At 45.9% G+C, this 14,760-nt stretch carries 11 protein-coding genes; 6 read left to right on the top strand and 5 right to left on the bottom strand.

Annotated elements, in window-relative coordinates:
- Positions 1-121: 121 nt before the first annotated feature.
- Positions 122-1,258 carry an acetylornithine deacetylase gene (gene argE, locus LDO37_RS17010; RefSeq protein ID WP_126609360.1) on the bottom strand — a complete coding sequence of 379 codons (1,137 nt, stop codon included), beginning with the start codon at positions 1,256-1,258 and terminating at the stop codon, positions 122-124.
- Between the two features lie 157 nt (positions 1,259-1,415).
- Here argE and argC point away from each other — a divergent pair, with 157 nt between their 5' ends.
- The 5 genes from argC to LDO37_RS16985 all read left to right on the top strand — a co-directional run bounded on the left by argC (position 1,416) and on the right by LDO37_RS16985 (position 8,270).
- The gene (gene argC, locus LDO37_RS17005; RefSeq protein ID WP_126609361.1) at positions 1,416-2,420 is read left to right on the top strand and encodes an N-acetyl-gamma-glutamyl-phosphate reductase; all 1,005 of its coding nucleotides are present in this window, start codon (positions 1,416-1,418) and stop codon (positions 2,418-2,420) included.
- A 10-nt stretch (positions 2,421-2,430) separates the two neighbouring features.
- Positions 2,431-3,216 carry an acetylglutamate kinase gene (gene argB / locus LDO37_RS17000; protein WP_180958455.1) on the top strand — a complete coding sequence of 262 codons (786 nt, stop codon included), beginning with the start codon at positions 2,431-2,433 and terminating at the stop codon, positions 3,214-3,216.
- 66 nt (positions 3,217-3,282) lie between these two features.
- On the top strand, positions 3,283-4,497 hold the full coding sequence (locus tag LDO37_RS16995; protein ID WP_101114061.1) for an argininosuccinate synthase: 1,215 nt from the start codon (positions 3,283-3,285) through the stop codon (positions 4,495-4,497).
- Between the two features lie 99 nt (positions 4,498-4,596).
- Positions 4,597-6,471, top strand: coding sequence for an argininosuccinate lyase (argH, locus tag LDO37_RS16990; RefSeq protein ID WP_126609362.1), 1,875 nt, complete (start codon positions 4,597-4,599; stop codon positions 6,469-6,471).
- A 332-nt stretch (positions 6,472-6,803) separates the two neighbouring features.
- Complete coding sequence (locus LDO37_RS16985) at positions 6,804-8,270, top strand: alkaline phosphatase (RefSeq protein ID WP_126606777.1); 1,467 nt, start codon at positions 6,804-6,806, stop codon at positions 8,268-8,270.
- 42 nt (positions 8,271-8,312) lie between these two features.
- On the opposite strand, the gene LDO37_RS16980 is transcribed toward LDO37_RS16985, so the two are convergent.
- From LDO37_RS16980 to LDO37_RS16970, 3 genes are all read right to left on the bottom strand, one after another.
- Positions 8,313-8,567, bottom strand: coding sequence for a DUF3624 domain-containing protein (locus LDO37_RS16980; protein WP_126606776.1), 255 nt, complete (start codon positions 8,565-8,567; stop codon positions 8,313-8,315).
- Between the two features lie 188 nt (positions 8,568-8,755).
- Complete coding sequence (locus LDO37_RS16975; protein ID WP_126606775.1) at positions 8,756-10,207, bottom strand: dihydrolipoyl dehydrogenase; 1,452 nt, start codon at positions 10,205-10,207, stop codon at positions 8,756-8,758.
- A gap of 84 nt (positions 10,208-10,291) precedes the next feature.
- On the bottom strand, positions 10,292-11,023 hold the full coding sequence (locus LDO37_RS16970) for a glutathione peroxidase (protein ID WP_126606774.1): 732 nt from the start codon (positions 11,021-11,023) through the stop codon (positions 10,292-10,294).
- A gap of 179 nt (positions 11,024-11,202) precedes the next feature.
- Between LDO37_RS16970 and oxyR the strand changes: the two genes are divergently transcribed.
- Positions 11,203-12,084 carry a DNA-binding transcriptional regulator OxyR gene (gene oxyR / locus LDO37_RS16965; protein WP_101114073.1) on the top strand — a complete coding sequence of 294 codons (882 nt, stop codon included), beginning with the start codon at positions 11,203-11,205 and terminating at the stop codon, positions 12,082-12,084.
- 91 nt (positions 12,085-12,175) lie between these two features.
- Here the strand turns inward: oxyR and LDO37_RS16960 are convergent, their stop codons facing one another.
- Positions 12,176-14,671: a penicillin-binding protein 1A gene (locus LDO37_RS16960; protein ID WP_126606773.1), complete on the bottom strand. Its 2,496-nt coding sequence runs from the start codon at positions 14,669-14,671 to the stop codon at positions 12,176-12,178.
- Positions 14,672-14,760 lie beyond the last annotated feature (89 nt).

Raw genomic sequence — 14,760 nt, 5'->3', positions numbered from 1 at the left:
GCTTTGTAGCGCTATTGTGAAATTTTCTTTCAATAATTGCTGAAGCTTGATGTGCTCTGGTTTAAGAAGCGTTAAAAAAGCGCAGCTACCTACGCTTTTAGAGATCATTTTCTTGAAATGTTTAGAAACAGTATTGGTGAATGGCTTTCTTTAAAACATCGATGGTTGGGTCGATAAACTCAAAAGCAAGGTATTCATCGGGCTGGTGGGCCTGATCAATTGAACCTGGTCCAAGGACGAGAGTGGGGCAAAGTTGCTGCAAGAAAGGGGCTTCAGTACAGTAGTTTACGGTTTCACTTGGCTTTTCACAGATAGTTTCCATTCCACCAATAAACGGGTGGTCGTGGTTACACTCATATCCTGGGATAGGATCATGCAATGGTTGAATCTCGATTCTTCCTGGCCACTTGGCTTCGACTTCTTTAAGTGCATCGCGCAGAAGGTTGTCCAATCCATCAAGGCTGATGCCAGGTAGAGGTCTTACATCGTAGTGAAGCTCGCAACACCCACATATTCGATTGGCACTGTCGCCACCATGAATATGCCCTAAATTCAGGGTCGGGGAAGGGATCTCAAAGCCTGGGTGATGATAAGTTTTAATTAATTGATCTCTGAGCTGCATGAGCGCAAAAAGCACTTCATGCATAATTTCTATGGCATTGACACCCAAAGCAGGGTTTGACGAGTGCCCTGAATGACCGGTAACGCGCACGGCATTTGCTACATGGCCTTTGTGCCCTCGAATAGGAACCAAACTAGTGGGTTCGCCTATAATGCAGTAATCCGGTTTGAACGGAGCATCTTGAGTGAAGTGGCGCGCCCCGAGCATGGTCGTTTCTTCGTCACATGTCGCCAGTACATAAAGTGGTTTTGTTTGCGTACTCCAGTCGACGCTTTTAACGGCTTCTAATATAAAAGCGAAAAAGCCTTTCATGTCGGCCGTACCCAAACCATAAAAACGATTGTTTGCTTCTGTTAATGCATGTGGGTTGAAATTCCAGCGCCCTTCGTCGAAAGGAACAGTATCGGAGTGACCCGCTAATAATAAGCCGCCTTCTCCCTGTCCCATCTTGGCAATCAGGTTGTGCTTGCCTTTTTCGACTTCAACAACGTCCGTTTCAAACCCCAAGTCATTAAACCATGTGGCAAGTTTCGCAATGACTTCACTGTTTCCTTCATCCCAACTCGCATCACTTGAGCTAATAGAGGAGGTGGAAATTAAGCCACCGTAGATATCGATAAAACCGGGTATTTGCATATTAACTTCACTTCCACTGTTGACAGACTAAGCTTAAAACGATAAAACACATATTAAATCACAATAAGTGAATAAAAACTCAAATAGAGTTAATAATCAAGTATGGATAGTCACTTTTATAGAAATTAAGTGACAAGCGAAATTGGATGTGTTGCAGATGTTAAAAACCACAATCATTGGTGCCAGCGGATACACAGGTGCAGAACTTGCTCTGATGGTCGCCAAACACCCAAATCTCAAGCTATCAGGTTTGTATGTGTCCGCCAATAGCGTCGACGCAAATAAGCCGGTATCAGAGTTACATAAGAAGTTATCGGGTGTCGTGGACATGCCTGTCACTCCATTAACCGATCTTAAAGCCGTTGCTAAAGAGTCCGACGTGGTATTTTTGGCAACCGCGCATGAAGTCAGCCACGACTTAGCGCCTACCTTATTAGAGCACGGCTGTACAGTGTTTGACTTATCTGGCGCTTATCGGGTGCAGAAAGAAAACTTTTATCCAGATTACTACGGGTTTGAACACAGCAACCCAGAATGGCTAGATAAAGCGGTATACGGTTTAGCGGAGTGGAATGAAGCTGCTATTTCAGAAGCTCAGCTTGTAGCTGTACCAGGATGTTACCCAACGGCATCACAATTGGCGATTAAGCCTCTTTTAGCTGCAGGTCTAGTTGAAACGTCACAATGGCCAGTAATTAACGCGACTTCCGGAGTTTCAGGTGCAGGCAGAAAAGCCACAATGACCAACAGCTTCTGCGAAGTATCGATGCAAGCTTACGGTGTGTTTACTCACCGTCATCAACCAGAAATTGCTTCACATCTTGGGTGTGATGTTATTTTCACTCCTCATCTTGGTAACTTCAAACGTGGCATTTTAGCGACCATAACCATGAAGCTAAAAGCTGACGTGACGCTTCAACAAGTAACAGACGCTTTTCACAATGCCTATGGCGACAAGCCAGCTGTACGTTTGTTTGATGATCAACTGCCGACCATCCTACAAGTAGAAAATACGCCTTTTAATGATTTGGGTTGGAAAGTTCAGGGTGAACACGTGATCGTTGTATCGGCAATCGACAATCTGCTGAAAGGCGCTTCAAGCCAAGCAATGCAGTGTTTGAACCTTCGTTATGGCTACGAGCCACTGACGGCACTGATTTAAGGAAGTGATGATGACTACACAAAACCCACTTGTCGTAAAACTGGGCGGTGCCGCATTAGAATGCAGTGAAACGCTTGGAAAGCTTTTCGGTGCAATCAAAGATTACCAACAGTCAGAACAGCGCTCTATTGTGATTGTTCATGGTGGTGGCTACCTTGTTGATGACTTAATGAGCAAGCTTCAATTAGCCACTTTTAAAAAGGATGGTTTGCGCATCACTCCTTACGAGCAAATCCCATTCATCGCTGGAGCGCTAGCAGGCACAGCAAACAAGCTACTTCAAGGTGAAGCGATTAAATCTGGCGTTAACGCGGTTGGATTGAGCCTTGCGGATGGCGGGTTGTGCCAAGTGACAGAGCTGAACCCAGAGCTGGGTGCAGTAGGCAATGCGACTCCGGGGAATCCTGATGTACTGCAAGCCATAATGAATACAGGCGCTATCGCCATCATCAGTTCAATAGGTATGACAGAAGAAGGGCAACTCATGAACGTCAATGCCGACCAAGCAGCGGTAGCTGTAGCGGGTGCATTGGATGCTGAATTGGTGTTGCTCTCTGATGTCAGCGGCGTGCTGGACGGCAAAGGGCACCTATTGAACAGTTTAAACAAAACCGAGGCTCTTCAGCTTATTGAAGGCAAAGTGATTACTGACGGCATGATCGTAAAAGTGCACGCTGCATTGAAAGCGGCTAACGATCTTGGACGTCCGATTCAGGTAGCGACATGGCGTTACCCTGAAAAACTGACCGATTTATTTTCTGGTACCAATATCGGTACGCAGTTCTTACCTGAATAAACCAATTTTGTATGACCTTTTGGGCGCTGACCGCCAAGTGCAGACCCAAGGATTAGGAGAAGTAAAATGAGCAAAGTAAACGTAAAAAAAGTAGTCGTTGCCTACTCTGGCGGTCTGGACACATCTGTGATCATTCCATGGCTAAAAGAAAACTACGATTGTGAAGTTGTGGCATTTGTTGCAGATGTTGGTCAAGGTGCGGAAGAGCTTGAAGGCATTGAAGAAAAAGCCAAAGCATCCGGCGCTTCTGAGTGCTACATCGCGGACCTAAAAGAAGAAATGGTGGCAGATTATATCTACCCGACATTAAAAACAGGTGCGCTGTACGAAGGCAAATACCTACTGGGTACGTCTATGGCTCGTCCAATCATTGCTAAAGCGCAGGTTGAAGTGGCGCGTAAAGTGGGTGCCGATGCGTTATGCCATGGCTGTACGGGTAAAGGTAATGACCAAGTTCGTTTCGAAGGCGCATTTGCTGCTCTTGCACCGGATCTACACGTGATTGCACCATGGCGTGAGTGGGATCTAGTGAGTCGTGAAGAGTGTTTGGATTACTTAGCAGAGCGCAACATTCCATGTACGGCTTCATTAACTAAGATTTACTCACGTGATGCAAATGCATGGCACATTTCAACAGAAGGCGGTGTGTTAGAAGATACATGGAATGCACCGAATGATGATTGCTGGGTTTGGACCGTTGATCCAGAGCAAGCGCCAAACGAATCTGAAAGCGTGACACTGAAAGTAGAAAAAGGCGCTGTTGTCGCTGTCGACGGTGAAGCGATGACACCATACAACGCATTGGTTTACCTAAACGAGAAAGGCGCAAAACACGGCGTTGGTCGTATTGATATCGTTGAGAACCGTCTTGTGGGAATGAAATCTCGTGGCTGTTACGAAACTCCGGGTGGCGCGATCATGATGGAAGCGCTGCGTGCTGTAGAACAATTGGTGTTAGACAAATCGGCGTTTGAATTCCGTGAAGAATTGGGCTTAAAAGCTTCTCACCTTGTCTATGATGGTCGTTGGTTTACACCGCTTTGTAAGTCTCTCCTTGCAGCTACAGAGGAGTTGGCGCAAGATGTGAACGGCGAAGTCGTGATTAAACTGTACAAAGGTCAAGCAACCGTAACGCAAAAGCGTTCAGACAACAGCTTGTACTCTGAAGAGTTTGCTACGTTTGGCGAAGACGAAGTGTATGACCAAAGTCATGCTGGTGGTTTCATCCGCCTTTATTCCCTGTCTAGCCGTATTCGCGCTTTGAACGAAAATAAAAAATAAGCGAACGACTCGTACATTTATCACAGCTTTTTTAGCAAATTACACAAGCAAGCAAATGAGGCTCTGAAAGATTCAGAGCCGCAACTCAGGAGAGACGCCATGGCATTATGGGGCGGTAGATTTACCCAAGCAGCAGACACCAGATTCAAACAATTCAATGATTCTTTGCGATTCGACTACCGATTGGCAGAGCAGGATATTGTTGGGTCGATTGCGTGGTCTAAAGCCCTGCTGTCGGTTAACGTTTTGAATGAGGATGAACAACAAAAATTAGAGTTAGCGCTGAATGAGCTTAAGCTTGAAGTGATGGAAGATCCCGAGCAAATTTTGCGCTCGGATGCTGAAGATATCCATAGCTGGGTAGAACAGCAGTTGATAGGTAAAGTTGGCGACTTGGGCAAAAAGCTGCACACAGGTCGTTCTCGTAACGATCAGGTCGCCACAGACCTTAAGCTCTGGTGTCGCCAGCAAGGTCATCAGTTGTTAATGGCACTCGATCGCTTACAAGGTCAGATGGTTGAAGTGGCTAAAGCACATCAAGGCACCGTACTTCCTGGCTATACACACTTACAGCGTGCTCAACCTGTGACGTTTGCCCATTGGTGTTTGGCTTACGTTGAAATGTTTGAGCGTGATTATTCTCGTCTTTCTGATGCCATCAAGCGCCTGGACACTTGTCCACTGGGTTCCGGTGCGCTTGCAGGTACAGCTTACCCAATGGATCGTGAAGCTCTAGCGCACAGCCTTGGCTTCCGTCGTGCAACGCGTAACAGCCTCGATTCGGTATCCGATCGTGACCATGTTATGGAGCTTATGTCAGTAGCCTCTATTTCTATGCTTCATTTGTCTCGTTTGGCAGAAGATATGATTTTCTATAACTCAGGCGAATCGAATTTTATTGAGTTGGCGGATACCGTGACATCCGGTTCTTCACTGATGCCTCAGAAGAAAAACCCAGACGCACTTGAACTGATCCGCGGTAAATGTGGACGTGTTTACGGTGCAATGGCTGGCATGATGATGACAGTGAAGGCACTGCCTCTTGCGTACAATAAAGATATGCAAGAAGACAAAGAAGGTCTGTTTGATGCGCTAGACAGCTGGAATGAATGCATGGAAATGGCTGCGCTTTGTTTTGATGGAATTAAAGTGAATGGCGAGCGTACGTTGGAAGCGGCGAAACAAGGGTATGCCAACTCGACAGAGCTAGCCGATTACCTTGTCGCAAAAGACATTCCGTTCCGTGAAGCTCACCATATTGTGGGTGTAGCGGTAGTGGCGGCGATTGCCAAGGGTTGTGCTTTGGAGGAGCTATCGATCGCAGAACTTAAAGAGTTCTCAGACGTTATCGAAGATGACGTGTATGACATCCTAACAATCGAGTCCTGCTTAGAGAAACGATCTGCTCTGGGTGGTGTTTCGCCAAAACAAGTTGCTTATGCCGTAGAACAAGCCGAACAACGCATTGTCCAAAGAGACACATCAGGGGTGAAAGTGCGTGCGGCGCGCTTAACCGATATTGATGCGTTAGAAGGCATGGTGGCGTACTGGGCAGGGTTAGGTGAAAACCTTCCACGTACTCGTAATGAGCTGGTTCGCGACGTTGGATCTTTTGCTGTTGCTGAACATCATGGTGAGGTAACGGGGTGTGCATCTCTGTATGTCTATGACTCAGGGTTAGCAGAAATTCGTTCGCTTGGTGTTGAAGCTGGGTGGCAAGGTCAAGGTCAAGGAAGCGCACTTGTTGCACACCTGACTGAAAAAGCGCGTCAGATGGCGATTAAGAAAGTATTTGTGTTGACTCGAGTACCTGAATTCTTCATGAAGTACAGCTTCATTCCGACGTCCAAATCACTCTTGCCAGAGAAAGTACTGAAGGACTGCGATCAGTGTCCAAGAACGCATGCGTGTGATGAAGTCGCGCTGGAGATCAACCTATCAGAACAAGTGATCACTAAGGTCAACGTTGCATAACAGTGTGATTAAAAACAGTTTTTGAATCAGCTCAGATCTTTTTAAAGAAAATTGATCTTTTTTGGGAACTTATTAAGGAAGAGTGCGGTCATATTAATACCACTGCTTTTTCTTAGATGAATCTAAGAAGGCCCCTAACCAGATTTGGTTTAGGGGCTTTTTTCTTTTTCCGATCCAGCTCAATTTGAATTTCCTCTTTATATTTATGGATTGTTATAACATTACATATTCATTAAATTTTCATGAAACATTCACTTCATTGATACCTAAGCATACTTTTTGATCTTTAGAGTGTCCTCCGTTGATTATCAAACTACTTCGGAGATATCCCCATGAAAGGGCTTCAACTTTCTACGTTAGCAATTGGTGTGATTACCGCAGCGACCGTGAACGCCAATGTACCTCAGCAATCTGATACTTGGTACCAAGAAGCAAAAAGCGCGATTGCTGCTGCAAAAGAGCTTAAGCCAATTGATGGACCGGCAAAAAATGTGATTCTGTTTGTGGGCGACGGCATGAGCGTTGGCACCATAACCGCTGCACGTATTTATGCTGGTCAGCAAAAAGGTCAAAAGGGTGAAGAGTTTGTGTTGGCTATGGAGCGTTTGCCTCATACGGCATTATCCAAAACATACAACACTGATATGCAAACTCCAGACTCTGCAGGAACGGCAACCGCGATGGTGTCGGGTGTGAAAACCAAAGCGGGCATCATTAACGTGAACGACAATGTTCAGCGTGGTTTTTGTAACACTCAGAAGGGAAATGAAGTCAAAACAGCTTTCCAAATGGCAGGTGAAAAAGGTTTGTCTTTAGGTGTGGTCTCTACTGCGCGTTTAACTCATGCCACTCCTGCGACAGCCTACGCGCATAGTGCTGACCGTAATTGGGAAAACGACGGTAAGCTTCCAAACATTGCGAAAAGCACAGGTTGTAAAGACATTGCTTCGCAGTTTGTTGAGTTTGATTCCGGTAGTGGTTTCCAAGTGGCGTTTGGGGGCGGTCGACGTGAATTTATTCCCAATACGATGACCGATCCAGAAGGTAAGAAAGGCAAGAGAAAGGATGGGCGCAACTTAGTCAAAGAGTGGGAAGCGCGCTATCCGCAAGGAACCTATGTTTACGACCGAGCTGGCTTCGAGAAGCTGAATGAAAACACCAAACGAGCATTTGGGTTGTTTGAAAGTAGCCACATGCAGTATGAAGCCGATCGTGTACAGGAAAACAAAGAGCCATCACTATCTGAAATGACCTCCAAAGCCATCGAGATCCTGAAAAATAATCAGAAGGGCTATCTGCTTATGGTGGAATCGGGTCGTATCGATCACGCCCACCACGCAGGTAATGCTGCACGAGCACTTGAAGACACGGTGGAATATGACCGCGCTATTAAAGCCGCTTTGGAAATGACGGATCCAAAAGAGACACTGATCGTAGTGACAGCCGACCACGCGCATACTTTGATTTCAAATGGTTATGCAGAACGCGGCAACCCCATTCTTGGCCTCTCTAAATCCAAAGGTAAATTCAATAAAGACGAATTTGGAAAAAACTACACGACGTTGGCGTATGGTAATGGTCCTGGTGCAGTAGAAGGGAAGCGAAGTGATTTGTCGGAAAAAGAAGTACTCAAGCTAGATTACTTACAGCAATCATTGGTCAAGCTAGGCTCAGAAACACACTCTGGGGAAGATGTAGCGATTTTTGCTCGTGGTCCGCAAGCTTGGCTATTCCAAGGCGTGGTAGAGCAAAACTACATTTATCATGTGATTGATGAAGCGTTAAGGCTAACTAAGTAAGAATTAAGAAGTAGCCTTCATACAATGGAAGCCGCGCAGAAATCAGCGCGGTTTTTTATTGCGTGCTTGCCAAGGGAAAATGACAAACTTCATCCAAAGATGCATGGCAAGTAAGGCATTGAAAGCAAAGCCAGCAAAAATTAACGTCACAGACTGAATACTATTGGGAGACTCTTTTAAAGCAAACCACCAAACAACCCAGCACGCGACCGAAAGTACAGTGAGTTGATCCATGCATCGCTGGCAACGGCCTATTTTCTTCCAAAACCAGTTTTCTTGGCATGTTCGACACGGCATAAAGTCGCTTTTCGTTAAATAATTCTTTCAATAATTATAGCTAAACGAATTGCGTATCATAAGGATGCAAGTTCAAATTTAGATGAAATTAATGTGAAAAGACCCTGACTCTGGAGAAAAAGTCAGGGTAAAAAAGGACTTAGAAGCAATTTCTTATTTTAAGTAGTTAAATTCTAGGCTGAGTTAAATTAGCAACCCGGACCGCAATCCAAGCAGTGCTTAATCATTTCAGGACCAAGGTGTAACTTGGCATTTAAATCACGAAGCGCGGTTCGAACCCCTTCTTCAATCACAGGGTGATAGAAAGGCATGTCCAGCATTTCAGATATGGTCATTTTGTTTTGGTGAGCCCAGGCTAGAAGGTGAGCTAAATGCTCCGCATTCGGTCCCATCATTTCTGCACCTAAGAATCGACCTGTGCCTTGTTCCCCGTATACGTGCAAGACGCCTTTATTGCGCAGCATAACGCGAGAGCGACCTTGGCTTTCGAACGACACTTCACCCGTTGCAAAACAACCGCAGTTGCCTAGACGCTGAGTGATCTGGTGATAAGTTTCTCCCACCATTGCGATTTGAGGATCCGAGAATACTGCGGAGATAGAAGAACGACGCAGCCCTGCACGGATGTCTGGGAAGCGACCTGCATTATCGCCTGCAATACGACCTTGATCGGCGGCTTCGTGAAGCAACGGGATCTGGTTGCTTGCATCGCCAGCGATAAAGATGTTTTCAACCGACGTTTGCAGTGTGTAGTGATCCGCTTTTGGGACACCTCGATCATCTAAATCTATATCCGTATTTTCCAGATCCAGTTTGTCGACATTCGGGCGGCGACCCGTCGCAGCCAATACGTAATCGGTAACAAAGGTTTCAAGCTCGCCGTCGTGATTAATAAATTGGATCTCAACCTTATCATCGACGCGCTTCATGCTTTCGACTTTGACATCGGCATCTAGGTAAAACTCTTCACTGAAAGCTTTGTTAGCGTAAGCCATGACTTCAGGATCGGTTAGAGGACCGACTTGCCCACCTAAACCAAACAGCTTCACATCAACCCCTAATCGGTGGAGTGACTGCCCTAATTCCAAGCCAATAACCCCCGGTCCAAATACCGCGACAGAGCCAGGAAGATCATCCCAATCAAACACATCATCATTAACGATAAGGCGATCGCCTAATTCATTCCAGACACCCGGGTAGGCAGGGCGAGAACCCGTCGCAATCACAATGCGTTGTGCTTTTACTTCAGTGTGATCATCGATGATCAGGGTGTTGTTATCGATAAATTTTGCGTAACCCGATATTTTGTCTTCTGCTGGAATATCATCCACGCCTTCTAATACAAACCCGACGAAGCGATCACGTTCGCGCTTTACTCGATCCATTACTTCACGACCGTTGATGACGATCTCACCTTGCGGGTGGATACCGAAGCCTGGTGCTTTCTCAATTTGGTGAACACTTTCAGCAGCTGCGATGAGCAATTTAGACGGCATACAACCTACGCGAGCACATGTTGTACCGTAAGGACCACCTTCGATCATCACGACATTTGATGTATGCGCTTTTGCAGTTCGATATGCGCCAAGACCAGCGGTGCCGCCACCAATAATCGCTACATCAACATTCAGTTGTTTCATAATGGATTCTCTTTAATGTCGGTTTGGAATGAAAAGCCCGAGTTTCCTCGGGCTTAATTTTCAGGAATACGTCGTTACTTTGGATTACTTAAGAAGAAAGCTTTCTAATTCTTCACTGCCACCAATGTGTTTACCACCAATGAATACTTGTGGAACCGTTGCACGACCGGTGATAGCTCTTAAGCTCACGGTTGTTGCATCTTTACCCAGAATGACTTCTTCATATTGAAGACCGTGATCAATCAGATTTTGTTTCGCTTTCGCACAGAAAGGGCAACCTGGTTTTGAGAATACGGTAATGGATTCCTGAGTTTTGTAATCCGGAGCGATGTAACCAAGCATCGTGTCTGCATCCGAAACCTTGAACGGGTCGCCCGGCTCGTTTGGTTCAACAAACATTTTCTCAACAACGCCATTCTTCACCAGCATGCTGTAGCGCCATGAACGCTTACCAAAACCGATGTCATTTTTGTCGACTAACATGCCCATTCCATCAGTAAATTCACCATTTCCATCTGGGATGAAAGAAATATGCTCTGCTTCTTGGTCTTCTTTCCAAGCATTCATAACAAAAGTGTCATTCACAGACATACAGACGATTTCATCAACACCGTGTTCTTTGAATACTGAGAACAGTTCGTTGTAGCGCGGTAGGTGGCTTGATGAACACGTTGGTGTAAATGCACCAGGTAAGCTGAACACGATGACGGTCTTGTCTTTGAAAAGGTCATCCGATGTCACGTTTACCCAAGCATCACCTTGGCGAGTCGGAAAAGTGACCTGTGGTACAGTTTGACCTTCTTTTGATGCGAACATGTTGGTTTCCTCTTTGGATTTTTGAATTCTTATGTGTAGCCGACCTTAATCAGCGTAGCTGGCTTTTGTTTATTCAGCCTGTTTCGTTTTGTTGAGTCCATTATTCAACGATCGGGTTGATAGCTCCAATCGTTTATTGTTATGGTATTGATAGATAATTTCTATTTTAGGGTGGAAAGATGAACATTCGTGATTTCGAATACCTAGTGTCTCTCGCTGAGCACAAACACTTTCGCAAAGCTGCAGAAGCGTGTTTTGTTAGCCAGCCCACGTTGAGTGGTCAAATTCGCAAGTTGGAGGATGAATTAGGGACCGCGCTTTTAGAGCGCAGTAGCCGCAGAGTCTTGTTTACCGAGTCGGGTTTACAGCTTGTGGATCAAGCGAAGAGAATTCTGGGTGAAGTGAAGTTATTTACAGATATGGCAACCTTGCAGGGCAAAGAGATGAGTGGTCCTTTGCACATCGGTTTTATTCCTACGGTTGGTCCTTATTTACTCCCTAAAATCATTCCACAGCTTAAGGAGCAGTTCCCTGATTTAGAATTGTTTTTGCATGAAGCACAAACCCATCAGCTCGTTAGGCAGCTTGAAGAGGGACGGTTAGATTGTTTGGTACTGGCTTCGGTTGCAGAGACTGAGCCATTTAAAGAGTTGGATCTATACAACGAGCCCATGAGTGTTGCTGTGCCTTGTGATCATGAATGGGCAGAACGCGATGAAATAGACATGCTTGAACTGAATGGTAAGACGGTTCTTGCGTTAGGTGATGGGCATTGTTTACGGGATCAGGCGCTAGGTTTTTGTTTTGCTGCGGGTGCGCGTGATGATGAGCGCTTTAAAGCGACCAGTCTCGAAACGCTGCGTAATATGGTTGCAGCTGGTGGTGGTATTACCCTGTTACCTGCATTGTCGGTTCCCGCTGAGAAGAAGCGTGATGGCGTGTGCTACGTGCGCGCCAGTAATCCTCAACCAAGCCGACGTATTGTGTTGGTTTATAGACCAGGTTCTCCGCTTCGAAACCGTTTTGAACAGCTGGCTGAGAGTATTTCAGAGCTTGTATAAAGCGAAAGTAGGCGGTTAGTTGGAAATAAAAAAGGCGCTGATGCGCCTTTTTTTATACAGAATTAGAAATTGTTGGAGCTAATTCATGTGGTTAAAACAGCTCTTCACCGTCCTCGCTGTATATGGCTTCGCTTATAGGATCGTGAGTATACTCTCTTGGCTCCGTTCCGCGTCTGAAGTATTCAAACATGGTTGAATCGTCAGATTTGTTGGTAAGCAGCCCTGATTCCGCATCAATACGGGTTCGAATGATACCCGGAGGTAGTTTTTTACGTACCGCAGGGACATCTTCCAGTGCGACCTTCATAAAGTTTACCCAAGCTGGCTGTGCCGTTTTCGCTCCGGCTTCTGCTCCGGTAACTTGGTCTTTACCTAAGTTCGGGTTTACCACACTGCGCCCGAGTTCTCTTTGGTGGTTATCAAAACCAACCCATGCAATAGCCACCATTCCCGGTGCGTAACCGTTGTACCATGCATCTTTAGAATCGTTGGTGGTTCCTGTTTTTCCACCTATGTCGCGACGCCCCAATTTCTTCGCGCGCCAACCAGTACCATTCCAACCTGTGCCTTTACGCCAGTTGCCACCACCCCATACGTTGCTGTACATCATCTCGCGCATTAAGAAGGCGGTTTGTTCTGAAATAACTTGAGGCGCATAGGGAGAATCGACATCCTGCTCTTCAAACTCGTTGCTCTTTTGGGCTTGGCAATCTTTGTGGCAAACCACCTTTGGGTTGGCTTCCAAGATAGGTCTACCAAACGCATCTTCCACACGGCTTATGTAGTAAGGCTCGACAAAATAACCGCCATTCGCGAAAACAGAATAACCCTGAGCCATTTTGACTGGAGTTAAACTGCCTGCACCCAACGCGATAGTTTCAGAGCGAGGAAGCTGATCTTTTTCGAAACCAAATCGAGTAAGGTAGTCAATGGATTCGTCCAATCCAACTCGACGTAAGATTCGTACGGCCATGACATTCTTTGATTGAGCGAGTCCAACGCGCATGCGAGTTGGGCCAGTGTATGTCGGTGGTGAGTTTTTAGGACGCCACGCGGTGCCTTGGCTCTTGTCCCACTTGTTGACGGGGGCGTCGTTAATCAAACTCGCCAGTGTCATACCTTTATCGATGGCGGCGGCGTAAATGAACGGCTTTATGCTCGAACCGACTTGACGGACAGATTGAGTGGCGCGATTAAACTTACTGTGAACAAAGTTGAAACCGCCAACCAATGACACAACGGCACCATCATTTGGATTCATTGCGACAAATGCGGTATTGGCGTCTGGCACTTGAGCAAGTTTCCACGCCCACTGTTGCTCTAGTTTGTCATCACTTGCCGGAAGCGAAAGCTTACGCACCCAAATTTGATCTCCGACGGATAAAATCTCCGACGCTTTTTTAGGAGCACTACCTTGGCGTTTGTCACTTCTAAATTGACGAGCCCATTTCATCGCATCCCAATCGAGAGATGAGAAATTTTGGTTCTTAATGTAAATCTTGGCGGATTTCTCTCCGACTTCAGTAACGATGGCAGGGATGAGCTTTCCGTAAGTTGGCACTGTGCGTAGGTGTTTGCGCATTTTGTCCTCGGTCCAAGGCACTTCACCTGTAGCCCAAAGCTCTTCTTCTGCGCCGCGATAACCGTGTCTCTCATCGTAGCCCAACAAATTATTGATAGTGGCTTCATTGGCAGCTTGTTGCAGCTTGGAGTTCACGGTTGTGTAGATTTTCATACCTGATGTATACGCATCTTCACCGTAGTTTTCTAATGCCCAAGAGCGTGCGATTTCAGCGGCATAAGGCGCACTGAGTTCAATTTCTGCTCCGTGGTATTTTGCCACAATGGTTTCTGAACGAGCGGAATCGTACTGTTCTTGAGTGATGTACTTTTCATCAAGCATACGCATCAGTACGACATTTCGGCGTTTGGTGGCACGCTCTACGGAACGAATTGGGTTAATGCTCGACGGGGCTTTTGGCATTCCAGCCAAAGTCGCTAGTTCACTTAAAGATAAATCGCTTAATTCTTTACCGAAATAGACTTGAGCAGCGGCCCCAAATCCATAAGAACGATAGCCAAGAAAAATTTTGTTGATGTACAGCTCTAGAATTTCTTCTTTAGTCAGAAGCTGCTCAATGTGGATTGCGATAAAAATCTCTTTGATTTTCCGCATGATCTTTTTTTCGTTAGTCAGAAAGAAGTTTCTCGCTAACTGCTGGGTAATCGTACTTGCCCCTTGTTTCGCTGAACCTGTTGTTGCAACAACAATAGCCGCACGAACGATACCAATTGGATCAATACCGGGGTGGTCGAAAAAACGGCTATCTTCGGTTGCAATTAGCGCATCAATAAGCTCTTGAGGGATGTCGTCGTGTGCAACGGGTACTCGACGCTTTTCACCAAATTGTGAGATCAGCTTTCCATCTTGACTGTATACCTGCATCGGCGTTTGCAGTTCTACGTCTTTTAGTGTTGCAACATCAGGGAGCTCAGGCTTTACATAAAAGTAAAACCCAATAATTGTGGTCACTCCCAAAATGGTGCAAACCAATGAAAATATTAACAAATGCTTTATGAACTTCACCGGAGAATCCCTGTTTAATTTGGCTATCTGGTTACATATCTTCTGTTACTGCGCTAAAACGTCAGGATTATTTTTTGGATATGTCTTAA

The organism is Vibrio penaeicida (genome assembly GCF_019977755.1).
In the GTDB taxonomy this organism is placed as follows: Bacteria; Pseudomonadota; Gammaproteobacteria; order Enterobacterales; family Vibrionaceae; genus Vibrio; species Vibrio penaeicida.
This window is presented reverse-complemented; position numbering and strand designations above follow the sequence as displayed.

Coding starts and splice junctions, on each gene's coding strand:
- argE (WP_126609360.1), bottom strand. CDS start 1,258: ATGCAAATACCCGGTTTTATCGATATCTACGGTGGCTTAATTTCCACC.
- LDO37_RS16975 (WP_126606775.1), bottom strand. CDS start 10,207: ATGAAACAACTGAATGTTGATGTAGCGATTATTGGTGGCGGCACCGCT.
- LDO37_RS16980 (WP_126606776.1), bottom strand. CDS start 8,567: ATGCCGTGTCGAACATGCCAAGAAAACTGGTTTTGGAAGAAAATAGGC.
- LDO37_RS16970 (WP_126606774.1), bottom strand. CDS start 11,023: ATGTTCGCATCAAAAGAAGGTCAAACTGTACCACAGGTCACTTTTCCG.
- LDO37_RS16985 (WP_126606777.1), top strand. CDS start 6,804: ATGAAAGGGCTTCAACTTTCTACGTTAGCAATTGGTGTGATTACCGCA.
- argH (WP_126609362.1), top strand. CDS start 4,597: ATGGCATTATGGGGCGGTAGATTTACCCAAGCAGCAGACACCAGATTC.
- argC (WP_126609361.1), top strand. CDS start 1,416: ATGTTAAAAACCACAATCATTGGTGCCAGCGGATACACAGGTGCAGAA.
- argB (WP_180958455.1), top strand. CDS start 2,431: ATGACTACACAAAACCCACTTGTCGTAAAACTGGGCGGTGCCGCATTA.
- LDO37_RS16995 (WP_101114061.1), top strand. CDS start 3,283: ATGAGCAAAGTAAACGTAAAAAAAGTAGTCGTTGCCTACTCTGGCGGT.
- oxyR (WP_101114073.1), top strand. CDS start 11,203: ATGAACATTCGTGATTTCGAATACCTAGTGTCTCTCGCTGAGCACAAA.